Origin of the sequence: Rhodococcus sp. AD45-ID, from assembly GCF_003023755.1 — a bacterium.
In the GTDB taxonomy this organism is placed as follows: Bacteria; Actinomycetota; Actinomycetes; order Mycobacteriales; family Mycobacteriaceae; genus Rhodococcus_F; species Rhodococcus_F globerula.
The window spans coordinates 413,100-439,764 of record NZ_PYHL01000001.1 but is presented as its reverse complement, the minus strand read 5'-3'; the positions used below and the strand labels follow the sequence as shown (position 1 = coordinate 439,764).

The 26,665-nt window shown below is 63.7% G+C and carries 26 protein-coding genes; 16 read left to right on the top strand and 10 right to left on the bottom strand.

All coding sequences use genetic code 11. The annotated features are described in order from the left end of the window. Positions 1 to 3 precede the first annotated feature (3 nt). On the top strand, positions 4 to 1,161 hold the full coding sequence (locus C7T36_RS01970; RefSeq protein WP_045070402.1) for a hypothetical protein: 1,158 nt from the start codon (positions 4 to 6) through the stop codon (positions 1,159 to 1,161). A gap of 19 nt (positions 1,162 to 1,180) precedes the next feature. Here the strand turns inward: C7T36_RS01970 and C7T36_RS01965 are convergent, their stop codons facing one another. Next, complete coding sequence (locus C7T36_RS01965) at positions 1,181 to 2,488, bottom strand: PQQ-binding-like beta-propeller repeat protein (RefSeq protein ID WP_045070399.1); 1,308 nt, start codon at positions 2,486 to 2,488, stop codon at positions 1,181 to 1,183. Between the two features lie 117 nt (positions 2,489 to 2,605). Between C7T36_RS01965 and C7T36_RS01960 the strand changes: the two genes are divergently transcribed. Together C7T36_RS01960 and C7T36_RS01955 are read left to right on the top strand one after the other, a co-directional pair. Further along, positions 2,606 to 3,367, top strand: coding sequence for an acyltransferase (locus tag C7T36_RS01960; RefSeq protein ID WP_045070397.1), 762 nt, complete (start codon positions 2,606 to 2,608; stop codon positions 3,365 to 3,367). Between the two features lie 28 nt (positions 3,368 to 3,395). Next, entirely contained in the window at positions 3,396 to 4,025 is a 630-nt protein-coding gene (locus C7T36_RS01955) for a maleylpyruvate isomerase family mycothiol-dependent enzyme (RefSeq protein ID WP_045070393.1), read from the top strand. Here the strand turns inward: C7T36_RS01955 and C7T36_RS01950 are convergent. From C7T36_RS01950 to C7T36_RS01940, 3 genes are read right to left on the bottom strand one after another with little or no spacing between them, the layout of a single operon-like run. Continuing rightward, positions 4,011 to 5,255 (bottom strand): glycosyltransferase family 4 protein, encoded by a 1,245-nt coding sequence (locus C7T36_RS01950; protein WP_033231082.1) that lies wholly within the window; start codon positions 5,253 to 5,255, stop codon positions 4,011 to 4,013. The two genes, C7T36_RS01955 and C7T36_RS01950, sit on opposite strands and share 15 nt — an antisense overlap. Beyond that, positions 5,252 to 6,811 (bottom strand): glycoside hydrolase family 57 protein, encoded by a 1,560-nt coding sequence (locus tag C7T36_RS01945; RefSeq protein WP_045070391.1) that lies wholly within the window; start codon positions 6,809 to 6,811, stop codon positions 5,252 to 5,254. Before C7T36_RS01945 ends, C7T36_RS01950 begins: the two co-directional genes overlap by 4 nt. A 29-nt stretch (positions 6,812 to 6,840) precedes the next feature. Beyond that, entirely contained in the window at positions 6,841 to 7,650 is an 810-nt protein-coding gene (locus C7T36_RS01940; protein WP_045070389.1) for a bifunctional 2-polyprenyl-6-hydroxyphenol methylase/3-demethylubiquinol 3-O-methyltransferase UbiG, read from the bottom strand. 247 nt (positions 7,651 to 7,897) lie between these two features. Here C7T36_RS01940 and C7T36_RS01935 point away from each other — a divergent pair, with 247 nt between their 5' ends. The 9 genes from C7T36_RS01935 to C7T36_RS01895 all read left to right on the top strand — a co-directional run bounded on the left by C7T36_RS01935 (position 7,898) and on the right by C7T36_RS01895 (position 17,615). After that, on the top strand, positions 7,898 to 8,698 hold the full coding sequence (locus C7T36_RS01935) for an electron transfer flavoprotein subunit beta/FixA family protein (RefSeq protein ID WP_033231080.1): 801 nt from the start codon (positions 7,898 to 7,900) through the stop codon (positions 8,696 to 8,698). A 48-nt stretch (positions 8,699 to 8,746) separates the two neighbouring features. After that, the gene (locus C7T36_RS01930) at positions 8,747 to 9,703 is read left to right on the top strand and encodes an electron transfer flavoprotein subunit alpha/FixB family protein (protein WP_045070388.1); all 957 of its coding nucleotides are present in this window, start codon (positions 8,747 to 8,749) and stop codon (positions 9,701 to 9,703) included. 135 nt (positions 9,704 to 9,838) lie between these two features. Then, the gene (locus C7T36_RS01925) at positions 9,839 to 10,669 is read left to right on the top strand and encodes a GNAT family N-acetyltransferase (RefSeq protein WP_045070386.1); all 831 of its coding nucleotides are present in this window, start codon (positions 9,839 to 9,841) and stop codon (positions 10,667 to 10,669) included. Then, positions 10,666 to 11,523, top strand: coding sequence for a 1-acyl-sn-glycerol-3-phosphate acyltransferase (locus C7T36_RS01920; RefSeq protein ID WP_045070384.1), 858 nt, complete (start codon positions 10,666 to 10,668; stop codon positions 11,521 to 11,523). The genes C7T36_RS01925 and C7T36_RS01920 overlap by 4 nt, the downstream gene beginning before the upstream one ends. Positions 11,524 to 11,567: 44 nt before the next feature. After that, entirely contained in the window at positions 11,568 to 12,797 is a 1,230-nt protein-coding gene (locus C7T36_RS01915) for a cysteine desulfurase family protein (protein ID WP_033231476.1), read from the top strand. After that, positions 12,797 to 13,909: a tRNA 2-thiouridine(34) synthase MnmA gene (mnmA, locus tag C7T36_RS01910; RefSeq protein ID WP_033231077.1), complete on the top strand. Its 1,113-nt coding sequence runs from the start codon at positions 12,797 to 12,799 to the stop codon at positions 13,907 to 13,909. The genes C7T36_RS01915 and mnmA overlap by 1 nt, the downstream gene beginning before the upstream one ends. Then, positions 13,906 to 14,928: a methionine synthase gene (locus C7T36_RS01905; protein WP_045070381.1), complete on the top strand. Its 1,023-nt coding sequence runs from the start codon at positions 13,906 to 13,908 to the stop codon at positions 14,926 to 14,928. The genes mnmA and C7T36_RS01905 overlap by 4 nt, the downstream gene beginning before the upstream one ends. 105 nt (positions 14,929 to 15,033) lie before the next feature. Next, positions 15,034 to 17,073 (top strand): NAD-dependent DNA ligase LigA, encoded by a 2,040-nt coding sequence (gene ligA / locus C7T36_RS01900; protein WP_373557475.1) that lies wholly within the window; start codon positions 15,034 to 15,036, stop codon positions 17,071 to 17,073. A 53-nt stretch (positions 17,074 to 17,126) separates the two neighbouring features. Continuing rightward, entirely contained in the window at positions 17,127 to 17,615 is a 489-nt protein-coding gene (locus C7T36_RS01895) for a GNAT family N-acetyltransferase (RefSeq protein ID WP_033231074.1), read from the top strand. Between the two features lie 55 nt (positions 17,616 to 17,670). On the opposite strand, the gene C7T36_RS01890 is transcribed toward C7T36_RS01895, so the two are convergent. After that, positions 17,671 to 18,321 carry an ACT domain-containing protein gene (locus tag C7T36_RS01890; RefSeq protein WP_033231073.1) on the bottom strand — a complete coding sequence of 217 codons (651 nt, stop codon included), beginning with the start codon at positions 18,319 to 18,321 and terminating at the stop codon, positions 17,671 to 17,673. 254 nt (positions 18,322 to 18,575) lie between these two features. Between C7T36_RS01890 and gatC the strand changes: the two genes are divergently transcribed. The 4 genes from gatC to C7T36_RS01870 all read left to right on the top strand — a co-directional run bounded on the left by gatC (position 18,576) and on the right by C7T36_RS01870 (position 22,279). Then, positions 18,576 to 18,875, top strand: coding sequence for an Asp-tRNA(Asn)/Glu-tRNA(Gln) amidotransferase subunit GatC (gene gatC, locus C7T36_RS01885; protein WP_033231072.1), 300 nt, complete (start codon positions 18,576 to 18,578; stop codon positions 18,873 to 18,875). Further along, on the top strand, positions 18,872 to 20,353 hold the full coding sequence (gatA, locus tag C7T36_RS01880) for an Asp-tRNA(Asn)/Glu-tRNA(Gln) amidotransferase subunit GatA (RefSeq protein ID WP_045070375.1): 1,482 nt from the start codon (positions 18,872 to 18,874) through the stop codon (positions 20,351 to 20,353). The genes gatC and gatA overlap by 4 nt, the downstream gene beginning before the upstream one ends. Positions 20,354 to 20,548: 195 nt before the next feature. Further along, positions 20,549 to 21,676, top strand: coding sequence for an NDMA-dependent alcohol dehydrogenase (locus C7T36_RS01875; RefSeq protein ID WP_033231475.1), 1,128 nt, complete (start codon positions 20,549 to 20,551; stop codon positions 21,674 to 21,676). Positions 21,677 to 21,748: 72 nt separating this feature from the next. Next, complete coding sequence (locus C7T36_RS01870) at positions 21,749 to 22,279, top strand: hypothetical protein (RefSeq protein ID WP_045070373.1); 531 nt, start codon at positions 21,749 to 21,751, stop codon at positions 22,277 to 22,279. Here the strand turns inward: C7T36_RS01870 and C7T36_RS01865 are convergent. From C7T36_RS01865 to C7T36_RS01845, 5 genes are read right to left on the bottom strand one after another with little or no spacing between them, the layout of a single operon-like run. Beyond that, positions 22,253 to 22,942, bottom strand: a complete 690-nt coding sequence (locus C7T36_RS01865) for a hypothetical protein (RefSeq protein ID WP_045070370.1) — start codon at positions 22,940 to 22,942, stop codon at positions 22,253 to 22,255. The two genes, C7T36_RS01870 and C7T36_RS01865, sit on opposite strands and share 27 nt — an antisense overlap. Next, positions 22,939 to 23,571, bottom strand: coding sequence for a hypothetical protein (locus tag C7T36_RS01860; RefSeq protein WP_052683624.1), 633 nt, complete (start codon positions 23,569 to 23,571; stop codon positions 22,939 to 22,941). The genes C7T36_RS01865 and C7T36_RS01860 overlap by 4 nt, the downstream gene beginning before the upstream one ends. Then, positions 23,568 to 24,359 carry an ABC transporter ATP-binding protein gene (locus tag C7T36_RS01855; protein WP_045070368.1) on the bottom strand — a complete coding sequence of 264 codons (792 nt, stop codon included), beginning with the start codon at positions 24,357 to 24,359 and terminating at the stop codon, positions 23,568 to 23,570. The genes C7T36_RS01860 and C7T36_RS01855 overlap by 4 nt, the downstream gene beginning before the upstream one ends. Continuing rightward, positions 24,352 to 25,437, bottom strand: a complete 1,086-nt coding sequence (locus C7T36_RS01850; RefSeq protein ID WP_045070365.1) for an iron ABC transporter permease — start codon at positions 25,435 to 25,437, stop codon at positions 24,352 to 24,354. The genes C7T36_RS01855 and C7T36_RS01850 overlap by 8 nt, the downstream gene beginning before the upstream one ends. After that, the gene (locus C7T36_RS01845; RefSeq protein WP_045070363.1) at positions 25,418 to 26,581 is read right to left on the bottom strand and encodes an ABC transporter substrate-binding protein; all 1,164 of its coding nucleotides are present in this window, start codon (positions 26,579 to 26,581) and stop codon (positions 25,418 to 25,420) included. Before C7T36_RS01845 ends, C7T36_RS01850 begins: the two co-directional genes overlap by 20 nt. Positions 26,582 to 26,665: the final 84 nt, after the last annotated feature.

Below are 26,665 nucleotides of genomic sequence, written 5' to 3'. Positions count from 1 at the left end.
ACATTGGGTTATGACTTCACCCTCGCTGACATCGCCTATCTGGAAAGTGACTCCGGCATAGCGGCATTGGCCGAGATGGAACAGTTCGAGCTGTCCACGCGTACGCGTCTGGCCGACATCGGCCGGGCGCGTACGCGTTTCGGCGACCACATGCCCGCGCTTGTCGACACGGTTCTGCTGCGCCGAAAGGCGGCTGCAAAACTCCCCGGCAGCGGGGGCTGGTTGTTCACCGACGACGCGATGCAGCAGGCCACCCCGGCGGCTGTCGCAGATCACCGTGCGCAGCGACTTGTCGGGCGCACGGTGCACGACGTGACGTGTTCCATCGGTGCGGAACTGCACGCCCTCACCGGCGTTGCGGATCGGGTAATCGGTAGTGACATCGACGCCGTCCGTTTGGCGATGGCCCGTCACAACGTGCCGTCGGCGGCGCTGTTGCGGGCTGATGCTTTGCGTCCGACAACGCGCGGCACCGTGATCCTTGCCGACCCGGCACGCCGTTCGGGTGGACGGCGAACACACGATCCGGCCGCATTGATGCCGCCGCTCCCGGATCTGCTCGATGCGTACGACGGCCGCGACATTGCCGTGAAGTGTGCTCCCGGACTCGATTTCGACAACCTCGGCTGGAACGGCGAGGTCGAGGTCGTCTCACTCGACGGCGGTGTCAAAGAGGCCTGTCTGTGGTCGGCGGGACTTGCCGAGGCGGGCGTGACGCGTCGGGCATCGGTACTGCGGTCCGACGGCACCGGGTGGTCGGTGACCGACGCCGAGGACGACACCATCCCCGAGCAGGAACCGGGGGAGTGGATCATCGACCCGGACGGCGCCGTCGTTCGCGCGGGCCTGGTGCGCCACTATGCGGCCAGACATGGTCTGTGGCAACTGGACCCACGGATTGCGTATCTCACCGGAAACAGCATCCCCGAGGGTGTTCGCGGATTCCGGATTCTCGAACAGATCAAGTACTCCGAAAAGCTGTTGAAGCAGACTCTCTCGAAGCGCGACTGCGGCGTCGTCGAGATCCTGGTTCGTGGTGTCGACGTCGATCCGGCAGTGCTGCGTCCACGGCTCAAACTCAAGGGTTCTGTGTCGCTGAGTGTGGTGATCGTGCGCATCGGACGCTCGGCGTCGGCCTTCATCTGTGAGGCGTCGCGCTAGCCCTGAGTCGTCGCACAGCTCACTTGAAGACGAACAGCTCACCGATTGCGCTGGGCGTCAACACTTCACCATTCGGGCCGATGGAAGTGCCGACGGTGAAGCCGACCGCGCCTGGCAGGGTGTTCTGAGCAACGGTTTCACCGGATCGGGTGTCGAACGTGATCAGGCTCAGCCCGTTGTCGCCTTCGCGGACGACGGTGTACCCGGTGTCCCCGGCAGTTTGAGCCGGAACACCCAACTGCAGTAGATCCTTGCGCTCCCAGACGAGTTCGGCGTGATCGCCCTTGTCCTGGACGGCAAGCAGGTGACCGTCGGCAGCTCCGGCGGGGATGATCAATCCGTCGTCGGAGGTGGAGGGACTACCCGCGGAGTTGAAGCCGATGTTGTAACTCCACACCGGGTCGCCGGTTGCGGCATCGATCGCCCACAGCGTTCCGTTGTTGTCGGTGGTGTAGACGGTCTTTCCGTCCTTCGACAGGTCCGGGCTCGACGCGGTTCCGCCGGGCAGTGCGTCGGTGGACCACTCCGGGGTGATCGAGGGATTGTCGCCGCCTGTGTACTTCATGGCGACCAGATCGGCGGCCTGGGAGTTGGGCCCGTAGAACGTGAAGTAGAACGTGCCGCTTTCCAGATCGATTGCGGGGGTGTTTGCCACCGGGCAGCCCGACGTGCCGAGGAAGCACTCGTCGAGTCCCTGGTTGTCGGGAATGAGTTCGGCGTTGGTCTGCTGCTCGAACGTCGGCGGCGGAATCAAATTGAACGACGAGACAACCTTTGCGCCGGTCTGGGGATTGAGCACGTTGATCTGACCGAGCTGCGTGATGAACAGCAGGTTGCCGTCGCCCGTGAACTGCGCCGACAGGGGAGTGCCGACAACGAGTGTGCGCCAACGCAACTGGCCGTTGCGGGTGTACGACGCCATCGCCCCGCTTTCACCCACGTAGACGTTGGTCGCGGTGTCCACGATGGGCGTCGACGCGGCAACACCGTCGTTCATCCGGGTACACCACACCTTGCGGCCGGTGTCGAGCTGAAACGAGAAGAGGTTGCAGCCGTTCTCGGCGCGCGCCGTCACGAAACTCTGGCCGTTTGCTCCCACGGATGCATATGCGGCAATGGGACCGCCGAGTGGACGAGACCACGCGAACTCGAGATCGCGCGAACCCGTGACCTCGCTGGTGTCGCTGTTTCGGGCGTCGGCGTGCATCGCCGGCCAACCGGCAGTTGCGTAGCGGTCGACGACGGAACTCTCGCTTCCGCACCCGGCAGCCATCACCGTAGCGATCGCCGCCATCACCATCACGGACGACCGTAGGACCCGCCGCATCTCACATCTCCCTGCCGCTTGCGAAAGTAGTTCGGACCAGAGACTATCCCGCCGTAGGCAACGTGACGGGGCACACCCCGAGGGTCGGTGCGTCGACTGCCCGTACTCTGAATACTCATGACGAGCATGTGGGGCGCACCGTTGCGCACTCGGTGGCGGGGATCACGCCGAAACGACAGCGATCAGGCCAAGTTCCTGACCGTCGATTCCCTCAAATGGGTTCTGGCGAACAAGGCATATACCCCCTGGTACCTGGTGCGGTACTACCGTCTTGCCAAGTTCAAGATGGCCAATCCGCACGTGATTCTGCGCGGCATGGTGTTTCTCGGCAAGAACGTCGAAATCCACTCGACTCCCGATCTGTCCCGCCTCGAAATCGGGCGCTGGGTCCACATCGGCGACGGCAACGCGATCCGCTGCCACGAAGGCTCCTTGCGCATCGGAGACAAAGTGGTCTTCGGCAAGGACAACGTCGTCAACACGTACCTCGACATCGAGATCGGCGCCTCGACGCTGGTTGCCGACTGGTGCTACATCTGCGACTTCGACCACCGCATGGACGACGTCAACACCCCCATCAAGGATCAGGGCATCGTGAAGGGCCCCGTGCGCATCGGTCCGGACACCTGGGTTGCCGCGAAGGTCACCGTCCTGCGTAACACCCGCGTCGGTCGGGGTTGTGTTCTCGGAGCGCACGCCGTAGTCAAGGGCGACATCCCGGACTACAGCATCGCCGTCGGTTCCCCGGCCAAGGTCGTCAAGAACCGTAAGGCCGACTGGGAAGCGGGCGCAGCGGACCGTGCCGAGTACATCGCGGCCCTCGAAGACATCGCGCGGAAGAAGGCAGCCGCCGAGGCGGATAAATCTGTCAGGAAGTAGAGCGTGACGCTCGGGAGGGGAGTGCGGCATGAGTGAACAGACACCCGATTGGGTTGTGGAGCACCGACGCGAGTTGGTGACCTTCCTGGACGGTCTCACCACCGCGCAATGGGACACACTCTCGCTGTGTGAGGGGTGGCGTGTGCGTGAAGTGGTCGCGCACATCACCATGCCGTACCGTTATCCCGCTTCGCGATTCGTACTCGAAATGGTGAAATCGCGCGGCAACTTCAACCGCATGTCCAACCGCCGTGCGCTTGCGGACGCACGCGATTTGACCGAGCAACAGCTGCTTGCCTCCCTGCGCGAGCACGTTGCATATCCCTGGAAGCCGCCCGGTGGCGGCTTCGACGGGGCGCTGTCCCACGACGTCATTCACGGCCAGGACATCCGCGTTGCCCTCGGCGACGACTACGTCGTACCGGAGGACCGCCTCAGTCGTGTTCTGGGCGGCTTGTCACCCAAGAACGTGAAGTACTTCGGCGCAGACCTCGAAGGCGTGCGTCTGCGCGCTGACGACCGGGACTGGGAATTCGGCGCAGGCGCCGAAGTGCACGGCGCCGCACAGGACTTGCTGATGGTGCTGTGTGGCCGCATCCTGCCGCCGGGCCATCTGCTCGGCGACGCGCGGATGCGGTTCACGTCAGCGTCCGGGTAGGGGGCGCTCCGGAATCACCGGGCGGGCCAGGGGATGGCGCACCCGACGCTTGGCTCCCGCGTACACGTGCGCGGTTTCCTCGGCCACTTGATGCCAGTCGAAGTCCGAGGTGAGGCGTGCCCGCGCTGCGACGGCTCGTTCCTGAGCGCCCGCCGGGTCGTCGAGCACTTCGCGTACGGCCGACGTCAGTCCCGCAACATCGCCGGGTTGGAAGGACATACCGGTTACGCCGTCGACAACGGCTTCGCCCAATCCACCTGCAGTAGAGGTAATCAGCGGTGTACCGGCTGCTGCGGCTTCGAGAGCGATGATGCCGAACGGTTCGTACCGTGACGGCAGAACTATGGCGTCGGCGCCGTGCAGCCAACTCAGAAGCTCGGAGTGGTCGAGGTTGCCGAGAAAGTTGACCGACCGCACGACGCGATGGGTGCGCGCCTGTTCGGCGAGCCAGCCGAACTGAGTGCCCTCGCCCGCGACAGCGAGTGTGGTGCCGGGATGGCTACGACGGATTCGCGGCAGCGCAGCAATAGCGTCCTGGACACCTTTCTCGTATTCGAGGCGTCCGACAAAGAGTAGTTTCGGTGGCCCCGACCTCGGTGCACGTTCGCGAAAGTTCCACGTGGTCAGGTCAATTCCGTTGCGGATGACCGTGAGCGGCGGTAGTGAAGGGCCGTAGAGCTCGGTAACCTCGTCCTGCATTGACGCGGAACATGTTATGAGAGCGTCGGATTCGTTGGCCAGCCACCACTCGACGGAATGGACCTGACGGTTGATGCGTCCGGAGATCCAGCCGCTGTGCCGGCCGGCTTCCGTGGCGTGGAGCGTGGAAACCAGTGGCACGTCGTAGAATTCGGCCAAGGCGATTGCGGGGTGAGCGACCAGCCAGTCGTGGGCGTGAACCACGTCAGGCTGCCAGCCTTCGCCGACGCCGGGCTTGTGCAGCGCCGTTCCGGCTCTGACCATCGCGTGCCCCATCGCGAGTGTCCAGGCGAGCATGTCCTCGCCGAACACGAAGTGTGCTGGGTCCTCGGCAACCGCGACGACAAGCACGCCTTCGGAGATGTGCGTGACCGTCGGGTGCGTCGACGCGTCGGTACCGGACGGACGACGCGACAGAACAACCACCTCGTGCCCGGCCGCGGCCAGTTCGGTGGCGAGATGGTGGACGTGCCGACCCAGTCCGCCGACCACAACCGGGGGGTATTCCCACGAAACGATGAGAATTTTCACGAGATGCTCCCGTTTGCCAGTTCGCTCTGGGGCGGACCGTCGAGTTCGCTCTGGCGCAGACGCCGTGCGTCGAGGCCGGGGAACAGGCCGTCCGCGCGATTCCAGCCGTCGGCGAGGCGGGTGGCAACCGCATCCCTGCCGGAGACCACGGCGTCGGCGATCTCCCTGGTTGCGTGAGCGTGCTTGTGTGCGCGTTCGCGCGCATACCCCGCTGCGGAATCCTTGCTCACCATGAACGCCCAATCGCTCGACACTGTCATCAGTGTCTCCCGAAGCACCTGATCGTTTACCCGGTTTCGCAGTTCCGGACGTCCGGGGACATTGTCGTGCCCACGAGACTTGTCCACCGCATTCAGTGCCGTGTCGACAACTTCGGTGTTGAGTTGCACGAGATCACTTACCTGATCGCCCGCCCACACTCGCCAGTCCTTACCTGATCCCCAAGACGAATCCTCCAGTTGCACAGGCTTACCCACGTATCCGGCGGCCTGCGCATCGCCTAGGGTTCCGACGCGGATGCCCGCCTCTGGTAGGGCGCGAAGAACCTTTTCGAGCCACTGCGGACCCTCGTACCACCAGTGCCCGAACAGCTCGGTGTCGAACGCCGCGACCACCAGTGCGTCGCGCCCGATGCGCGCGGATTCCGATCGCAATCGCGCACGGACGGCCTCGACGAAGTCGGTGACATGCTTGTCGACGGCGGCCGCTGCGAGGTCCGGATCGTAGGGAGCCTTGTCAGCGGAGTCGACCGTTCGGCCGGTGACCCGGGACGGTTTCAGGCCGGTCTCGTGGTCGTACGTGTGGAAATCGCGGTACGCGCCGTGGCCGGGATATCCGGATTTCGGAGACCAGACGCGGTAGCTGACCTGCAGGTCGCGGCCGAAGGCCACAACATCGGAGTCGCGGACCGGGCGGCCGAGGGTGGTGTCACCGCGCAGGGCAGGGCCGTCGACCATGAAGTGTGTGACGCCGGCTTCGGCGTACCCACGTTCCATTCCGGGGGTGTACCCGCATTCGGGTCCCCAAATGCCGGTGGGAGTGTGGTTCCACCGCGCCTGAGCATCGGCGAGGCCCTCGCGGAGGGAGAACGCGCGCAGCCGAGGATCGAGAAGCGGCTGGAACGGATGAGCCAGCGGGCCCCCGAGCAATTCGAAGGCGCCGCGGTCGATGAGATCGCGGAAAACCGGGGAAGCGCCGTGCTGCCAACGGGTTTCGAAGTCTTCCAATGCTGCGGCAGACGCACGGTGCTCGCGCGCGCCGAGTTCACGGTGCGCCGCGTCGGGCATCCCGGCCGCTTCGTGCGCGCGGATCTGCCAATTGCCGAGCCAGTGGTGCATCCCGGCGAGGCAGTGTGGATCGTCGAGCTGTGCCGCGAGTACCGGCGTGATTCCCAGCGTCAGAAGGTTGGATCGACCTTCGTCGGCGAGGCGTCGTAGCGCCGCGGTGAGAGGGAGGTACGACCCGGCCCACGACTGGTAGAGCCATTCTTCGCCGACGGGCCATCGCCCGTGGTTGGCGAGCCACGGCAGGTGCGAGTGCAGGACCAGGGCGAACATCCCCGGTTCTCGGACGGGTGTTGCGTTACTCACTCGGCAGGATCTTTCACTGCGGGGTCTTTGACAGCGGCGTCTTTCACGGCAATTGCGACGAGGTCGAGGCTTGCGTCGATGTCGGGGACGGCGAGCGTGAAGTCGTCCACGGTGATGCCTTCGACGTCGCGGGTCAGGTCCGCCGGCCATGGCTCACCGGCGAGGGCACGGTCGATCTGCGCATTGATGAACGATCCGCCGTGTTTGGCGTCGAGGTCCTTCAGTCGCGGGCCGTGATGGACACCCGTCATGAGTTGGACGCGGAATCCGGCGTCGACCAGGAGTTCCGTCATCTCGTCTGCGTTGAGTTCGCGGGTGTGAAACGGGTTGAGCGGTGTGTCCCGGCCCGGGGAGAAGGTGATCCGATTGGGGGTGCTGATGAGAAGTTCGCCGCCAGGAGCCAAGACTCGGAAGCACTCGCGCAGGAATTGTCCCTGGTCCCACAGGTGCTCGATTACCTGGAAGTTCACTACTACGTCCACCGAATTGTCTTCGAGTGGCAATTCGGCGAGATTGCCGTGGACCATCTCGACGCGGGGGTAACGAGCGCGGACGTGTTCGACGGCGGAGATGTCGTAATCGAGACCGGTGACCTTGGTGGCGACATCGGCAATCATGTTGGCGCCGTAGCCTTCTCCGGAACCGGCTTCGAGCACGCGGCGATCGGTGCAGCGTTCCAGCAACGCGCGGTAGACAACTTCGTGGCGCCGGAACCAGTAGTTCTCCTCGGGAATTCCCGGCACAGTTCGTTCGCCCGTCAGGGGCAGGGGTGCGTCCTCGTGGTTGCTGACACTTGTTTCACTCACCTCTGGGAGATTAGTGCCAAACGGATAGAACGTGTTCACGTGGTCCAGATCACAGCGATAATTTGCACTCCGTGCCGTTATGGTGAGGGTGGTTCCACGTTAAGTTACCGACGGGTAACTTAACGTGAGGTAATCTAACGCACAGCCGACGTGAGACGAGAAATCCATTTGCGGAATCCCTCGGCCTGCGCGTAGCAACACAGACGATTTATCAGGTGAAATACACACAGGAGGTCGACGAAGACCCATGACGAATATCGTTGTTTTGATCAAGCAGGTCCCCGACACATGGTCCGAGCGCAAGCTGACCGACGGCGACTACACGCTTGACCGTGAAGCCGCAGACGCAGTGCTCGACGAGATCAACGAGCGCTCCGTCGAAGAAGCACTCCTCATCAAGGAAGCTCAGGGCGGTGAGGTGACGGTGCTGTCCGCAGGCCCCGACCGCGCCACCGACGCTATCCGCAAGGCACTGTCGATGGGCGCCGACAAGGCTGTCCACATCAACGACCCCGCGCTGCACGGATCCGACGCCATCCAGACCGCGTGGACCCTCGCAGCCGCACTCGGACAGATCACGTTCGAGAACGAAGAGCCTGCAGACCTGATCATCGCCGGCAACGAGGCCACTGACGGCCGTGTCGGCGCTGTTCCGGCCATCATTGCCGAGTACCTGGGCATTCCGCAGCTCACGCAGCTGCGCAAGCTCGTCGTCGCTGACGGCACCGTCACCGGTGAGCGCGAGACCGACGAGGGCGTTTTCGGCCTCGAGGCTTCGCTGCCCGCAATCGTCTCGGTCACCGAGAAGATCAACGAGCCGCGCTTCCCCTCCTTCAAGGGCATCATGGCCGCGAAGAAGAAGGAAGTTCTCGTCTACACACTGGCCGACCTCGGTGTCGACCCGGAGACCGTGGGTGTTGCCAACGCCGGCACGACCGTGACCTCCTCCACTCCGAAGCCCCCCCGCACCGCTGGTGAGCGCATCGCAGACGAGGGAGACGGTGGCACCAAGATTGCCGCGTACCTCGTCAGCAACAAGGTCATCTGATCGCGCCCTTCTAGGCAACCAGCAGAAAAACTCAGGGAGAGTTAAGTCATGGCAGAAGTACTTGTGCTCGTAGAGCACGCAGAAGGTGCGCTGAAGAAGGTCAGCACCGAACTCATCACCGCTGCACGCGCACTCGGTGAGCCGTCGGCAGTTGTCGCCGGCCCCGCCGGCACCGCAGCCAAGCTCGCCGACGCACTGGCAGCAGCCGGCGCAGAGAAGATCTACGTCGCCGAGTCCGACGACATCGAGGGCTACCTCGTCACCCCCAAGGTCGACGTTCTCGCCGCACTCGTCGAGTCCACCAGCCCCGCAGCGGTCATCACCGCAGCCGGCACGGAGGGCAAAGAGGTTGCCGGTCGTCTGGCCGCACGTCTGGGCTCCGGTCTGCTGACCGACGTCATCGAGATCAAGGCCGACGGAACCGGCGTCCACTCCATCTTCGGTGGCGCGTTCACCGTCGAGGCCAAGGCAAACGGCGACGTCCCCGTCTACTCGGTTCGCCCGGGTGCAGTCGAAGCAGCTCCGCAGGCCGGCGCCGGCGAGCAGATCGCTGTCGAGGTTCCGGCTCAGGACGAGAGTGCCGTCAAGGTCACCTCGCGTGAGCCGATCGTCGGTGGCGACCGCCCCGAGCTCACCGAAGCCAGCGTTGTGGTTTCCGGTGGACGTGGCGTCGGCAGCGCCGACAAGTTCTCCGTCGTCGAAGAGCTCGCCGATTCCCTCGGCGCAGCAGTCGGCGCTTCGCGTGCGGCTGTGGACTCGGGTTACTACCCCGGACAGTTCCAGGTCGGTCAGACCGGTAAGACGGTCTCCCCGCAGCTGTACATCGCACTCGGCATTTCCGGTGCCATCCAGCACCGCGCCGGCATGCAGACGTCCAAGACCATCGTCGCGGTCAACAAGGACGAAGAGGCACCCATCTTCGAGATCGCCGACTTCGGCATCGTGGGCGACCTGTTCAACGTCGCACCGCAGCTCACCGAGGCTGTGAAGGCTCACAAGGGCTAAAAAGCACCACCTGCTGTGCGCCCTTATCAACCCCCAGCGGTTGATAAGGGCGCACAGTGCTTTATTCACCCGGCCTGCATCGGCGCGTCACTTTGCTGATGCCGCGCCGTCGCGTCCGGTCGATAAACCTGGCGCATGACAATTACGTCAGTCCTTCGCCCCGCGAGTGACAATCTCGGCCGTGAGGTCGCCGCGCCGAGATACTCCCTGATCGTCTCCTCCGACCGTGAACATCGAGTGGCCGCGCAGCGCCTTCGATACCGGGTATTCGTCTCCGAGCCCGGATTCTCGATTCCCGCTTCACCTTTCGAGCTCGACGCAGATGCGTTCGACGATTTCTGTGACCACATCCTGGTCTACGACGATCTCACCGGCGATTACGTCGGGTGCTACCGCATGCTCACCCCGGATGCCGCGGCCAGAGCAGGTGGGTATTACACCGCAACGGAATTCGATATCTCGGCTATCGATCCGGCGGCGCGCCGAGTGGTCGAGATGGGCCGCGCATGTGTCGATCCGGCGCATCGCAACGGATCGGTACTCGGACTCATGTGGTCCGGGATTCTGCAGTACCTCGAACTGACCGGCCACGAATGGGTGATGGGGTGCGTCTCCGTTCCGATCACCCCGCACCCCGGTGCCGTCCCCGGCGCGGATGTGCGCGGCGTCCGCGATTTTGTGTTGAACAAGCACGCCAGTCCGTTGGAGAGGCGGGCCGTTCCCCGAAATCCTGTCGTTCTCGGCGGCCGCACACTGGATCAGATCGCACCACCCGCACGCGTGACCATGCCACCGCTGCTGCGCGGATATCTGCGCATGGGCGCAGTGATCTGCGGTGAACCCGCCTACGATCCCGCGTTCGGCGTCGCGGATTTTGTTGCGCTGCAAGGTCTGCACTCGGCGAACAAGAGGTACCTCGATCGGCTTCGATCGGCGGCGTCTACCCAGCAAGGGCTCGCGGGATGACCCCGTACTGGGTGCCGTCGAGCCCCTGCGGCGACGGGTGTCTGCCGTCCGATCCGGCACGTGTGTCGAATGTCACGGTAGGGATTCGAGCGGTGATGGTCGGCTGCGCGTTGCTGACTGCGCCGATCCTGTCAGCGGGCTGGTTGCTGCCGCGAACCTGGCGGGCCCATCTGCAGCGTGCGTACTCACGCCTGCTGCTCCGCTGCCTCGGCATGAAACTGAGCGTCGACGATCAGCGATTGGGCAGGCCTGAACCGGACGGGGTAATGGTGGTCGCCGGCCATGTGTCCTGGACGGACGTACTGGTTGCGAGTGCCGTTGCGCCCGCGAACTTCGTCGCCCGGGCGGATCTGCTCGAGTGGGCGGTCCTTGGATCGCTGGCACGTCGGATGCGAGTTGTGCCGATCGATCGCGCTCGGCTGCGTGAGCTGCCCGAAGTCGTCGCAGCTGTGCGTGAGCGCCTGGAGCGAGGCGTGCGCATCATGGTCTTTCCGGAGGGAACGACCTGGTGCGGGCGGGCGTACGGCGGATTCCGCCCGGCGATGTTCCAGGCCGCGGTCGATTCGCAGTGCCCGGTCCAGCCCATGGCGATCCGGTACGCCAACGCCGACGGCTCCCTGTGTACCGGCCCGTGTTTTGTCGGCAGCGAGACGATCGGGCAATCCATCGGGCGAATCCTGCGTCAGAAAAGTGTGGAGGTCGAGGTCCGATTGGCGCCGCTCGAAGAGGCAGGGGAGTGCAGGCGCGAGCTTGCGGAGCGGTGTGAGCGGGCAGTACGCGGCACAACTGCTCTGGTGCCCGATCTGGAGATGCGGATCACCGCCGCGCCGGAAGATGTTCGCTCAGCCGGGTAAGCGGCGCGAAGCGAGCTGCCGTGCTGGGCTATCCTGGTCAGGCCATGACTCTGCCTGCACACCGTGTTGACACCGCATTTCCGGTGTACCTCGATCATGCCGCCACCACACCGATGACGGCAGCTGCTATCGAGGCGATGACCGATATCTTCACAACCGTGGGCAATGCGTCCTCGCTGCACGGCTCCGGCCGTGCTGCGCGCCGCCGTGTCGAGGAATCGCGCGAGTCGATCGCGGCCTGCCTGGGCGCTCGGCCGTCGGAGGTCATCTTCACGTCCGGCGGTACCGAGAGTGACAACCTCGCAGTCAAGGGAATCTTCTGGGCCCGCCGCGACGCCGACCCGAGGCGCAACCGAATCCTGGCGAGCTCGGTAGAGCACCACGCGGTTCTCGACACCGTGGAGTGGCTCGAAAAGCACGAGGGTGCCAAGGTCACCTGGTTGCCGGTGGACGCCAACGGAGTAGTCGACCCGCAGACCCTGCGAGACGAGTTGTCGGTGCACGCCGACGAGGTTGCACTCGTCACGATCATGTGGGCGAACAACGAGGTCGGCACCGTCATGCCGATTCTCGAATTGGCCGAGATATCAGCGGAATTCGAAATCCCGATGCACAGTGACGCAGTCCAGGCCGTTGCCCAGTTGCCAGTCGATTTTGCCGCGAGCAAGCTCTCTGCTCTGAGTATCGCGGCACACAAGTTCGGCGGCCCGCACGGCGTCGGCGCACTGCTGCTGGGACGTCAGGTTCCGTGTGTGCCGCTCCTGCACGGCGGCGGACACGAGCGTGATCTTCGTTCGGGAACCCCGGATACCGCGGGCGTGGTGGGCATGGCCGCGGCGCTGCGCGAGAACACCGCGCACATCGATTCCAGTGCACGGGAATTGGCGGAACTACGCGATCGTTTGATCGAGGGTGTTTTCCGGATTCTTCCCGAATCGGTACTCAACGGCCCGACCGGTTCGGACCGTCTGCCCGGCAACGCGCACTTCACTTTTCCCGGCTGTGAAGGGGACTCGTTGCTGATGCTCCTCGACGCTGCGGGTATCGAATGCTCCACCGGTTCGGCGTGCACCGCAGGTGTTGCCCGGGCCAGCCACGTGCTGATCGCGATGGGCGTAGAACCGTCGACCGCGCGGGGTTCCTTGAGATTTTCACTCGGACATACGTCGAGTGTCACCGATGTGGATGCGCTCATCGCAGCGCTGCCACAAGTAGTAGAGCGCGCTCGGGCCGCCGGTCTTGCCGGTGCCGGTTCGCGTGGAGGGGATCGCTGATGCGAGTACTCGCAGCCATGAGCGGAGGCGTCGACTCCGCCGTTGCCGCCGCCCGCGCAGTTGCCGCCGGCCATGACGTCGTGGGAGTTCATCTGGCGTTGTCGACGGCACCTGGCGCTTTGCGCACGGGTTCGCGTGGATGCTGTTCCAAGGAAGACGCGGGCGATGCCAGGCGCGCCGCCGACGTTCTGGGAATCCCCTTCTACGTCTGGGACTTTGCGGATCGCTTCAAAGAAGACGTGATCGACGATTTTGTGGCGTCGTACGCCGCGGGTGAGACGCCTAACCCGTGCTTGCGCTGCAACGAGAAGATCAAGTTCACCGCTCTCGCGGATCGCGCGGTTGCGCTCGGATTCGACGCCGTTGCCACGGGCCATTACGCCCGCCTCGAAGACGGCGTTCTGCGCCGCGCAGTCGACTCCGACAAGGATCAGTCGTACGTCCTGGGAGTTCTGACAGCAGCGCAGCTTTCGCGCGCTATGTTCCCGATCGGCGACACACCGAAGGAGCAGATCCGCGAAGAGGCCGCCGAGCGCGGACTTGCCGTCGCGAACAAGCCGGACAGCCACGACATCTGCTTCATCCCGACCGGTGACACCCGAGCATTCCTCGGCGCCCGGATCGGTGTTCGCCCGGGAAGCGTCGTCGACGCCGATTCGGGTGAGGTCCTGGCAGCACACGACGGCGTGCACGGCTTCACGATCGGTCAGCGTAAGGGACTGGGCGTCGAAGGTCCGGCGGTGGACGGACGCCCGCGGTACGTCACGTCGATCGAACCCGAAACCGGCACTGTCCGAGTCGGTTCGGCCAAGAATCTCGATGTGTGGGCGATCACGGCGCAGCGTGCGATCTGGACGTCCGGTCAGGCCCCCGAAGGCCCGGTCGAGTGCATGGTGCAGGTTCGGGCTCACGGCGGACTGGCGCAGGCAGTGGCAGAGGCAGTCGACGACGGCACTTCAGGCGGCGGCATCACGATTTCCTTGCGGGAACCGCTGACGGGTGTCGCGAAGGGGCAGGCAGTGGTTTTGTACCGTCCCGACAGTGAACTGGGCGATCAGGTACTCGGCAGCGGCACTATCGCCGGAACCGAATCCGAGCCGAACACACTGTGACACAGCAGGTTTCCATCGGTGGCCTGGTCACCGGAATCGGATCCTGGCCGGGCACGGATGCCCGGGAAAGTGCCGCCACCATCCTCGGTGAGCTCGGCGGGTTTCCGCACCTGGTGGAACTACCGGCACGCGGTCTCGGCGCAGACACAGTGGGCCGAACCGGTGCCGTCCTCGTCGACATCAACCTCGACGCGTCGACGCGCTCGTACCGGGTTGTGCCCCGGCGCGGCAACATCGCCAAGCGCGCCGAGGATTTCCTGAACCAGGATCTCGACGCTCTCGAGGAAGCCTGGGAAGCAGCGCGGCTGGTCGGCGGAGATCACGTGATCAAGCTGCAGGCTGCCGGCCCGCTGACACTCGGCGCCGAGATCGAGGTCGCAAACGGTTCACGTGTGCTCGTGGATCGCGGAGCACTGCGTGACATTGCCGAATCGTTGGGCGAGGGGTTGGCCCGCCACGCCGCCGAGGTGACCCGCCGCACGGGTGCCCGCGTGATCGTTCAGCTCGACGAACCGCAGATGACTGCTGTGCTCGCCGGGTCTTTGCCCGGACGCACGAGAATGGAAAGTGTTCCGGCACTCCCCGAACCGGAAGCCCTGGCGATTCTGGACTCGGCCATCGAGGGCTGCGGATTGCCGACCATCGTGCACAGTTGCAGCGCGGACCTCCCGTGGGATCTGCTGCGACGCAGCAAGGCGAGTGCCGTGAGCTTCGACCTGTCCCTGATTTCCTCGCGCGACTTGGACGGCATCGGCCAGTTGTTCGATGCCGGCAAGCAGCTGGCGTTGGGTCTGGTTCCCTCCACGGCGCCCGAGAAGCCGCTCACGTGGAAAGAACGCGCAATGCCTGCCGTGACGCTGATCGACCGTCTCGGGTTTTCGCGGGAGCTGCTGCAGACTCAGGTGGCGGTGACCCCGCGATGCGGTCTGGCCGGCGCCGGCCTCGACTACGCCCGCACGGCGCTGAAGGTGTGCACCGACGTCAGCAAGGCCTTGGTGGACGATCCGTCGGCATTCTGACTCGCGGTGCTTTTCTGTCGGTGAGAACCGATATTCTCTTGTCTTGTGAGTGAAACCACCGAGGGAACCGTGCAGCCTGCGCCCAACGAGGCGCGTGAGCAGTGGATGGAGCTGGCCGAGGAGGTCCGTCAGCATCAGTTCCGCTACTACGTTCGTGATGCACCGACCATCTCGGACGGCGCATTCGACACACTGCTCGGTCAGCTCAATGCCCTCGAAGAGCAGTATCCGGACTTGCGGACTCCTGACTCACCGACTCAGTTGGTGGGCGGCGGGTTCGCAACGGATTTCACCTCGGTCGATCACCTCGAGCGCATGCTCAGCCTCGACAACGTTTTCGACGAGTCCGAACTGCGCGGCTGGATTGCCAAGGTAGAGCAGGAAACCGGGCCGGATCTGCACTACCTGTGTGAAGTCAAGATCGACGGCGTTGCGCTCAACCTCGTCTATGAGAACGGCAAGCTCGTGCGGGCTGCCACCCGTGGAGACGGCCGCACGGGCGAATTGGTCACGCTCAACGCGCTCACCATCAACGACATCCCGGAATACCTCACCGCGACGGACGAGTACCCGATCCCCAGCGTGCTCGAAGTGCGTGGTGAGGTGTTCTTCCGCCTCGAGGACTTTGCCGCACTCAACGCGTCGTTGGTCGCGGAAGGCAAGGCGCCCTTCGCAAACCCGCGAAACTCTGCCGCCGGATCGTTGCGCCAGAAGAATCCCGCGGTGACGGCGCGTCGACGCCTCGGCATGATCTGTCACGGTTTCGGCCGCATGGAGGGCTTCGAGCCCGCGTCGCAGTACGACGCCTATGTCGCGCTCGCCGCGTGGGGTCTGCCGGTGTCGACGCACACGTCACGCGTTGTCGGGGCGGACGCCGTCGTGGACAAGATGAAGTACTGGGGCGAACATCGCCACGACGTCGAGCACGAGATCGACGGCCTGGTGGTCAAGGTCGACGAAATGTCGTTGCATCGCCGTCTCGGCACCACGTCACGAGCGCCGCGTTGGGCGATTGCGTACAAGTACCCGCCCGAGGAGGTCACGACCAAGCTTCTCGACATTCGCGTCAGCGTCGGACGAACCGGACGTGTGACGCCGTTTGCGTACATGGAACCGGTAACGGTAGCCGGTTCGACTGTGTCGTTGGCCACGCTGCACAACGGCAGTGAGGTCAAGCGCAAGGGTGTGTTGATCGGTGACACCGTGGTGCTGCGTAAAGCGGGCGACGTCATCCCCGAGGTTCTCGGACCGGTGGCCGACGTCCGCGACGGCACCGAGCGCGAGTTTGTCATGCCGACGCATTGTCCCGAGTGCGACACTTTGCTGGCGCCCGCAAAAGAGGGCGACGTCGACGTGCGCTGCCCCAATCAGCAGCACTGCCCGGCGCAGCTGCGTGAGCGGGTGTTCCATGTTGCCGGCCGCGGGGCCTTCGACATCGAGGTGCTCGGATACGAGGCTGCGACCGGTCTTCTCGAAGCGAAGGCCATCGACGACGAAGGTGATCTCTTCTCACTCGACGCCGACACTCTGATCGGTGTGCCGATCTTCCGGACCAACGCCGGAGCGCTCTCGGCAAACGGAAAACGCTTGCTGGCCAACCTGGATTCGGCCAAGGACAAGCCGTTGTGGAGAGTGCTTGTGGCACTGTCCATTCGGCATGTCGGTCCAACGGCGGCGCGAGCGTTGGCGGGGGAATTCGGTTCGCTGCAACGCATTCGGGAAGCGTCGATGGAGCAGTTGGCAGCTGTAGACGGCGTCGGTTCCACGATTGCCGCCGCAGTGGTCGAGTGGTTCACGGTGGACTGGCATCAGCAGATCGTGGACAAGTGGGCGGCCGCTGGAGTGCGAATGGAGGACGAGCGAGACGATTCCATTCCGCGCAACCTCGAGGGCCTCTCGATCGTGGTCACCGGTTCACTCGAGACGTACTCCCGCGATCAGGCGAAGGAAGCGATCCTCGTGCGCGGCGGTAAGGCAGCCGGTTCCGTTTCGAAGAAAACGGCGTTTGTGGTTGTCGGTGAAGCACCGGGTTCCAAGCACGACAAGGCGGTCGAATTGGGCGTGCCCGTGCTCGACGAGGACGGCTTCCGTCGGTTGCTCGAAGGTGGCCCGGACGCGGTAGCACCCACCGAATTGGACGAATAACTACTTCGCTTTGCGATTTCCGAGTTCGGTACGCAGGGTGCAATAGTGACGCCATGATCGAGATTCGCGAAATCCTCCCCAACGAGTTCGACACCGTAGGGGAGCTGACTGTGCAGGCTTACGTGGGTGGCGGATTTGTTGCCGAAGGAACCCCGTACGCGGAGCGTCTGCGCGACACGGCAACTCGGGCGCAGGACGGCCGAGTGCTGGTCGCGGTTCTCGCTGACCGCGTTGTGGGATCGCTCACCGTGGCAGAACCGGGAACGCCGTTCGCGGACGTAGCGCAGGCCGGCGAACTCGAATTCCGCATGCTCGCAGTCTCACCCGATGCTCGCGGATCGGGAGCGGGTACGGCTTTGGTACGCGCCGTGATCGCCGAGGCGTACGACCGTGGCGATCACTCGGTGGTCATGTCGACTCAACCGGAGATGGTCGATGCGCGTCGTATCTACGATCGCAACGGATTTGTCCCTGACCCGGACCGGGCGTGGGAACCGATCCGGGGCATGGAGCTGACCGTCTTGGTGCGCGACCTGGCCTGAGTAGTAACCCAGAGCTGTAGTAACCCAGAACGGTAATAACCCGGAACTGTAGTTGTCAGCTCAGAACTGTCGCGATGATCCCGGCGAGATAACCCAGCCGGGCAATCTCCGACGGCCGGAATTCCGGCCCGCCGGGGCGTCCGAGCATCAGGACTCGACCGCCCGAACCCAATGGTGCGGCGGCGAGGCTGGTGTCCATGTCGCGCCACACCTCGGGCACCCAGTCGGCTTCACCGTCGAGGACTGCCGGCTTCTCGAGGGGCATCCACGGGACCTCGGTGGCGTGAGTTTCGGGTGCGCCCGAGCTGCCGACCACCCGATATGCCCCTTGCGGGCCGATGTCGACGATGACGGACCAACCCACTCTCAGCACTCGCGGGGCGCCGTCAACGAGTACCTGGAGGCGATCGTCCTTTGCGGTGGCGACTGAGTCGATGAGTTCGAGCTCACGGTGGGTGTCGAGGATTCCCGCGTACGGACGGATGGAATCCACCGATACGCCGGGAAGATGCTCGGCTGCCGTGATGAGTGTGTCCGGTAGCGCTCCCGGTTCGACGTCGACAACAAGATCGTCGATGGCAAAACCGTCGCCTCGCTCTACGACGTCGAGGGAGAGAATGTCGGCTCCGACGGAACCCAGTGCGACGGCGAGTGCGCCGAGGCTACCGGGACGGTCGGGCAGACTGACGCGGAGCAGGTATGACACGTTCGTCCTTTCGCTTTCGGTTGTCGCCCGGGTCGTGGTGACTCGCGCTGTACGTCATCTTTGCACTTGTCGCCGTGTCGATGGTCGGCGCCGCGGCCCCGTCACGCCCGCTGTACGAGGTTGTGACATGACCGAAACACTTCGGTCGAACCGGACGTGGCGGTGGACACGCGAGGCGCGACTACAAGTGTGCTGAGCCGAGCAACTAGGCTGGACCGGCAATGAATACGTCCTCTTCCGAAAGGGGCCCCGCGGTGCCTGCCATCTCCCGTGACGAGGTCGCGCACCTCGCGCGGCTGTCCAGACTCGCACTGTCCGACGCAGAACTCGACGAGTTCGCCGGTCAGTTGGATTCGATTCTCAACCACGTCAAGGTGGTCACCGAGGTTGCGGCCGACGACGTTCCGCCCATGGCGAACCCCAATGCCGTCACCAACGTCACCCGACCGGACGTCATCGTGCCGGGGTTGACCCCGGATCAGGCGTTGTCCGGTGCACCCGCAGTCGAACAGGATCGCTTTGCCGTTCCGCAGATCCTTGGAGAGGGCGAATGACCGCCGACCTGACAACGCTGGACGCCTCGGTTCTGGCAGACAAGATCCATTCGCGTGAGGTGTCCTCCGTAGAGGTCACCCAGGCGCACCTCGATCGCATCGCTGCAGTCGACTCCGAGTACCACGCTTTCCTGCACGTCGCCGGCGATCAGGCGCTCGAAGCCGCTGCTGCCGTCGACAGCTCCCTGGCAGCCGGAAACGAGCCCGTATCGCCGCTCGCCGGTGTGCCGATTGCGCTCAAGGACATCTTCACCACCACGGACATGCCGACGACCTGCGCGTCGAAGATGCTCGAAGGATGGGTAGCGCCGTACGACGCGACCCTGACGAGCAAGCTTCGCGCCGCAGGCATTCCGATCCTCGGCAAGACCAACCTCGACGAATTCGCGATGGGTTCCTCCACCGAAAACTCGGCGTACGGCCCGACGCGTAACCCGTGGGACACCACGCGTATCCCCGGCGGCTCGGGCGGCGGTAGTGCAGCTGCGCTGGCGTCCCGTCAGGCACCGTTGGCCATCGGCACCGACACCGGCGGATCCATTCGCCAGCCGGCCGCAGTCACGGCAACCGTCGGCACCAAGCCCACGTACGGAACCGTCTCGCGTTTCGGTCTTGTCGCGTGTGCGTCGTCGCTCGATCAGGGTGGCCCGTGTGGTCGCACCGTGCTCGACACCGCGCTGCTGCACGAGGTCATCGCCGGACACGATCCGCGCGACTCCACGTCTATCGACGCTCCCGTGCGTCCGGTGGTTGCCGCGGCTCGCGAAGGTGCCAACGGAGACCTGCGCGGCGTCAAGGTCGGCGTCGTCAAGGAGCTGCACTCCGACAGCTACCAGCCCGGAGTCATCGCGTCCTTCGACGCGGCTGTCGAGCAATTGAAGGCTCTCGGCGCCGAGGTTGTCGAGGTCTCGTGCCCGAGCTTCGAGTACGCGCTCGCGTCGTACTACCTGGTGCTGCCCAGTGAGGTCTCGTCCAACCTCGCTCGCTTCGACGCCATGCGTTACGGCATGCGCGTCGACGACGGCAACATGAGCGCCGATCAGGTCATGGCAGCCACTCGCGCTGCCGGCTTCGGTCCGGAGGTCAAGCGCCGCATCATGATCGGCACGTACGCACTGTCCTCGGGCTACTACGACGCCTACTACGGCTCAGCCCTGAAGGTTCGCACTCTGATCGCTCGCGATTTCGACAAGGCGTACGAGCAGGTCGATGTTCTGGTCTCGCCGACCAGTCCGTTCACGCCGTGGAAGTTGGGGGAGAAGGTGGGCGATCCGCTCGCGATGTACCTCTCCGACCTCTGCACCCTGCCCACCAACCTGGCCGGCCATTGCGCCATGTCGGTGCCGTCGGGTCTCTCGGCGGACGACAATCTGCCTGTCGGTCTGCAGATCATGGCTCCGGCCATGGCGGACGAGCGTCTGTACCGTGTCGGTGCGGCGTACGAAGCAGCGCGTGGCCCGATCGGTACCGCTGTCTGAGCGAAGATCTCGTGCTTTCGACAATGCCGTCACTAGTTTCTCGGTGGCGGCATTGTCGCGTCTGAAGGTGATCGTCTGAGCGCCGATATTTTCGGCCCCCATCGGGCACACTCGTAGGTGGAGTGTGATCGAGGACACAAGTCCCGATTCGGTCCGTCGTCGTCCGTGCATCACGAATAATTTCGAGGAGTGCTGGTGAAGGTCAAGGCAGCAGTAGTCAAGGCGCCAGGTCAGCCGTGGGAAATCGAAGAGGTCGATCTGGGTGATCCGATTTCCGGAGAAGTGCAGATTCGGCTTGCCGCATCGGGGCTGTGCCATTCGGACGAGCACTTGCGGACGGGTGCAAGCCCGCTTCCCTTCTATCCTGCCGTGGGTGGGCACGAAGGTGCCGGAGTGGTGACCAAGGTGGGACCGGGCGTTACGAGCGTCGTCGAAGGTGATCACGTTGTACTGGCGTTCATTCCGGCGTGTGGACGCTGTCCGTCATGCGCAAAGGGATTGCAGAATATCTGCGACCAGGGTGCGGGTCTGCTTACCGGACAATCGATCTCGGATAATTCGTACCGAGTCACCCTCGATGGTGAGCCCGTCATTCAGATGTGCCTGCTCGGCACGTTCTCTCCGTACGTGACGGTCAACGAGTCCTCGGTGATCAAGATCGAGAAGGACATCCCACTCGACAAGGCAGCGCTGCTCGGCTGTGGCGTCGCGACGGGTTGGGGATCGGCGACGGCTATCGGCGGCGCAAAGGTCGGTGACACGGTCGTGGTTATCGGAGTCGGCGGTGTCGGCATCAACTCGGTGCAGGGTGCCGCGTCTGCGGGCGCGCGCTTTGTTGTTGCGATCGACCCGGTTGAATTCAAGCGGCAGAAGGCCAAGGAATTCGGCGCAACTCATACCTTCGCCTCGCTCGAGGAAGCTATCCCCGCGATCGGTGAACTCACGTGGGGCAAGATGGCCGACGTCACCGTGATCACTGTCGGAGAGATCCACGGCGACATCATTCAACCTGCCCTCAGCGCCACGGGTAAGGGCGGTCAGGTTGTTGTGGTCGGCATGGGCCACTACGCCGATTCGCAGGTGACGCTCAGCCTGTTCGAGCTGACACTGCTGCAGAAGCGCTTGCAGGGAGCCATCTTCGGCGGTGTCGGTCCGCGTTCCCAGATTCCGAAGCTGCTCGATCACTACCGCAGCGGCGCACTCAAACTCGACGAGTTGGTGACCAACACCTACAAGCTCGAGGAGATCAACGAGGGCTACGCCGACATGCTCGCGGGAAAGAACTTGCGCGGCATGATCATTTACACCGAGGACGATTACTGATCTTTCACTGTCCTTGACTCGGGCTCTCCGGCAGTGGTGCCGGAGAGCCCGATTTTCTGCAAGGATTCTGTCATGACCAACAGCCTCACGGTGATCGATCAGGGAACGACCTTGGACTTCACCTTCGCCGACGCCCTGCGCTACCACGGACCTTTGGCGCCCGGCGGTGTTGCCCACGCCTACAAAGTGCTCGAACGGGCACTCGGAGTCCTGGGGCAGGATGAGCCCGTCGAGCGGCGCGAGCTTGTTGTCACAACATCGCACGGTGGCCCTGGAGTGCGGGACACTGTCGAACTGGTCACTCGCGCAGTCACCGAAGGTCGATACACCGTCGACGGCTCCCTTGCTCGCCCCGAGCGGGGAATTACGCTGGAACTGTACGTATTCCAGATCGACTACCGCGATGAGAGTGTCACGCTGATCCTGCGTGAGGGCTTCGTCGTGGACGAATTCATCGAGCTGTCACGCACTCCCAGCCGAAGCGCCGAAGCAGAGGCCCGGTTGGTGGTGCTCAAGCAGGAGATGACTGATCGAGTTATGGCGCAACCGGCCGACGAGGTCTACGACGTAGTGCCGTCAGGTGTGATCGACCCACCGCAGTAGCGCGTAGAGGAATCGCGTCGAACCCGGCATGAAGTTGTTGCCGTGGTGGTACGTCGGGTCCAGCGTCGTGGCGATGATGCGGCCGGGAGTCGAGGTGGTGTCCTCGAACAGCATCATACCGGCGTCACAGGGGTTGCCCTCCGCGTCGGGTTCTTCCGAGATCAGCAGTGGCACAACGTCCGCGTCGGTGTGAAGCAGGCCGTGGTGGTGCCAGATCACAGACTTCGTGGTGAGATATTTCCACGATTCGTGATCGTGGCTGCGTGTGCGGATCAACGGGTCCTCGCCGGTTCGCCACCACCAGAAGTTGGTGGGACGCGGGCTCCAGGTCACACCGGGAAGCCATGTGTGCGCGGCATTCTCACCGAGGACGACGAGGGTGCCACCGCGTTCGGCGACAGCGAGGAACTCGGCGGCGTGCTTGCGGAGAAGCTCCGGATGCAAACGATCGGCCAGGATCAGCGTCGTGACGTCGTCGAGATCGCCGGGCTGCAGATCAGCGAGGTAATGGAAATCCGGCTGGTGCGCGACAACGGCCGGATCCTCGAGGGTCTGCAGATGAAAATGCGAGCCGCCGTGCACCAGAGCGAGATTGCGCGTGGACAGGGGAGCGCGGTCGGTGCGGTTGAATGCTTCGAGGGCGGTTTCGTTGAGTATGGTCATCGGTTTTCCGTTCGGTCGAGCTGGGCAAGCCAGGACAGCAACTGGGGGTAGACGCGTGCCGACGTATTCGGATCGGACTGGAACACCGCCAGATCGATTCCTCCGTGCACCAGCACCTCGCCCTTGCCCAGTGGGTAGACGTAGTCGACCGGCAGTCCGTGGCGGCCGATGTAATTGGTGACGATGGCGTTGTCCGGAAGTTTCTGGCTGTAGCCACGCCCGTAGAAACCGGAGACTTCCTTGCGGAAACTGAGATCGGCCGGGTCGACACCTGCCCACACGGGGTGCGGGCTTCCGGCGGAGATTGCCAGATCTTTGGGGCCGGAGTACTGCAATTTGCGCCACTGTCCCAGGCCGGGAAGGAAATCCGTCAGGGGATGCCCCATGATCGCGATCCGGCCGCCGGCGGTGACGAAGTCCGTGAGGACGTCCTTGCGTCGTTCCAAGTAGATCTGATCGCAGTTGCCGTTGACGATGAGTCCGGAAACAGAAGTCAGGTCCAAGGCGTCGAGTTCGTAGAGGTCTACGTTGCGGACGACATCCGTGTCCGACGTGCCGCCGGCCATGCCGGCGTTGGACCCCATCACGAAGTGCAGAACCGGAGTTGTTGCGTGTAGCGCGGCGGTCATGTGAGTGAGCTTTCTGTGAGGCGAAGGTCGTTTCCGGCCGCCGCAAAATTGTCGTAGCGGGTGTAGACCACGGTGCGCGGATTCCCGCGGTCGTGGACCGTGTCGGTGGCGACATCGATGCCGTAGAGCCGAGAGAGGGTCTCACCGGTAACGAGGGTCGCTACCGGACCGACGACGATCTCTTCGGGACTGAACATCACTACGGCGTCGCCTCCCAGATGAAGTGGGTGATCGGGATGGTGGGTGGTCAGTAGGATGCCCATGCCTTCTGACGCGAGTTCGCGCAGAAGCTGGAGGACGTGCGCTTGGTTTCGCAGGTCGAGCGCCGAGACGGGTTCGTCCAGGATCATGAAGGTGCAGTCGGTGTTGAGTGCGCGCGCGATCAGGACCAGTTGCCGTTGTCCGCCGGACAGTTCGGTGAAGTTCGATGTCGCGAGGTGATCGATGCCGACTCGCTCGAGTACCGTACGGGTCTGGGCCACATCGGCTTTGCTGGGAACCCCGAAGGTCGACACCTTTTTCGCTCGGCCCATCAGCACCATGTCGAAGACCGAGTACGCAAAACTCGACGAGGTAGCTTGCGGAACGTAACCGATGTTCGGGTCGCGGACAACGCGGCCTTCCTGAGCGGTATTCAGCCCGGCAATGCAGCGCAGCAAGGTGGTTTTGCCCTTGCCGTTCGGGCCAAGGATCGAGGTGATCGAGCCCGACTCGATGGTGAGATTCGTGTGGCGAAAAACCCAGTCCCGTCCTGAATACCGAAACCCGAGGTCGATGAGCTCAAGCATCGATGAAGGCCCTTCTGCTCGAATTGCGAAGGAGAACAACAAAGACCGGTGCACCGATGATGGCCGTCAAGATGCCCAGTGGAATCTCGCCCGGACTGATCGTGCGTGACAGCGTGTCGATGACGGTCAGGTAGGCGGCGCCGAGAACAAACGTCGTCGGCATCGAGACCCGGTGATCCGGGCCGACCCACAGCCTGGCCAGATGCGGTACAACCAAGCCGACCCAGCCGATCACACCGGACACCGCCACTGCGCCGGCCGTCATGAACGCCACCATGACCAGCAGCAGCATGCGCAGGCGGTGCGGTTTCACGCCGAGTGACGCGGCATCGTCGTCGCCGAGCGAAAGGATGTTCACCCGCCATCGCAACCCGAGAATGACCGCGCTGCCGAGAAGGATGGGAACAGCGGCGATTGCCACCTTGCCCATGTCTGCGGTGGCCAGGGAACCCATGAGCCAGAACACGATTGACGGCAGCGTGCTGTACGGATCGGCGAGGTACGTGATCAACGAGACAAGCGCCGAGAAGAACGCACTGGTCACCACGCCACCGAGCACGATCATGAGAATCGAACTGCCGGAACGGGTCTTTCCGATCGCCATCACCATGATCAGGGCGGCGATACCGAAAATGAATGCACCGCCGACCAAGAAAGCTGAACCGAGACCGAGCATCAGGACAAGGACTCCGCCGAAGGATGCGCCGGACGAGACGCCAAGGACCTGAGGGCTCACCAAGGGGTTGCGGAATACGGCCTGCAGTGCGGAACCGCACAGTGCAAGACCGCCACCGACAAGCATTCCGAGCAGAAGTCGCGGGAATCGTACGCCGAGAACAACTTGCGACTCGACATCGGTCCACGTCTGCTCGAGCGGGATGACCCGATCGATGAGGATGCGGGCGACCTCGTTGACGGGGATCGTGTAGCGGCCGATGGCCAGAGCTGCCAGACCGATAGCGAGGATGCCGAACGTCAGGATCAGCGGAACGGTGAAAGCCCGGTACCGGGAGGGCCTTCCGGCAGTTTTCTCGCTACCGGAAGGTACCGCGTCCGACTCAAGCGCGGAACGAGTCATATCCGGCGCTCACCTGGTTGGACTCGAGGTGCAGGATGCGATCGATCTCGGCGTCGGAAACGTCGTAGGCGTACAACGAGGTGTACGTCTGACGAATACGATTACGCAGATCGAGATCGAGTTTCGCTTCGGGATAGAAGATTTCAGCGACCCAGAGCCACATCAAGTTCGACTCGTTGCACGGCGGGTCCCACGAGAATCCGCCGATGGGCGCCTTGTAGACGCGCTTGTTCTTCACGGCGCTCAGGGATGCCCAGTTGGGGTCGTCGTAGATATCCTGCGGGATTGCTGCGTCGAAGTTTCCGAGAACCAGGACCTCGGGATCCCACGTGAGGATTTGTTCCTTGGTGACGGCGACGCTGGTTCCCTTTCCGGCGCCCCTGGCAACATTCTTGCCACCGGCGAGGGTGATCCAGAAGTCCATGTACGTGTTGTCGGCCGAGACCTTGGTTTCAGGGGTGCTGTAGAAGTACATCGCTCGCGGCGCCGTGGCGGTGTTTGCAGCGGCAATGGATTCGACGGTCTTGCGGTCGGTTGCCATGCGCGCGAGGATTTCCTGCGCTTCGGCTTTCTTGTCGAGGAGGTCTCCGAAGATGTTGATCCAGGCTTCGAGGTCTTCCTGCGTTCCGTACTTTAGGAGGATGACTTTGAGACCCGCGTTGCGCAGCGGCGCCACGATGTCGTCGCCCTTGTCGCCCCACTGGATCACGACATCCGGGTTGAGTGAGAGGATCTGCTCGACGTTCGGAACGAAGTCGGGTCCGGAAACAACTGGGGTATTGAGGAATTCGGGGAACATCACCCCGAGCATGCCGTTCTTGGCCAGCGAGATCGCACTCGAGTTGACGCCGACATTGCGCGAGATCGACTGATCGGAGCCGGCAATCATCGACGGAACCGGAATGATCGCGGACGCGATGCGGCCGACCGGGGTGTCGAAGGTGATCGTGTTCTGGTACTGATCCACGACGGTGAACGGACCGCTTGTGGCGCCGGTCGACGCCGTCTCGGATACCGGTGCCCGAGAGGAGCAGGCGGTAATACCAAATGCGCCGAGTGCTGCCGCTGCGATGCCCATCGAGCGGATGAGTTGGCGCCGCGTCAGGGCACCGGCAAGAGGGGAGGGGGTGTGCTTCGGGGGCATGGTTTCTCCGAAAAGACTTGGCGTGGTGATGGTTATCGAAAACTGAAACAATTTCTAACAGGAATTAAGCTAGCATATCCTTAC